The organism is Pseudoduganella buxea (genome assembly GCF_009720835.1).
GTDB classification, from domain to species: domain Bacteria; phylum Pseudomonadota; class Gammaproteobacteria; order Burkholderiales; family Burkholderiaceae_D; genus Rugamonas; species Rugamonas buxea.
Genome location: NZ_WNKZ01000286.1, coordinates 1 through 317 on the forward strand (window position 1 = coordinate 1; position 317 = coordinate 317).

Genomic DNA, 317 nt, shown 5'->3' on the forward strand with positions numbered 1-317 from the left:
AACAACCGGCATTCACCGCAACACGAGCTTTCGCTGGCGCCACCGCTTTCTTGCCATGGCCAAGGACGATCGGCCCAAGCCCTTGAGCGGCATCGTCGAGGCCGACGAAACGTATTTATTGGAATCGAAGAAAGGCTCCCGTCACATGACGCGTCCGCCCCGGCGGCGCGGGGGCCGTGCGAAAAAACGGGGCATCAGCGGCGAACTGGACTGCATCCTGGTGGCGCGCGACCGGCAAGGCCGCACTTGCGATTTCGTCCCGGGGCGCGGGCCCGTCACGGTGGCGCAGTTGCAGCAGCATTTGTTACCCGTGCTGG

General features: G+C 64.7%; 1 protein-coding gene. It reads left to right on the top strand.

Translation table 11 applies throughout. The features are described 5' to 3' along the window. The coding region (locus tag GM672_RS27965) for an IS1595 family transposase (protein WP_155473714.1) at nucleotides 1-317 on the top strand (317 nt) is incomplete at both ends.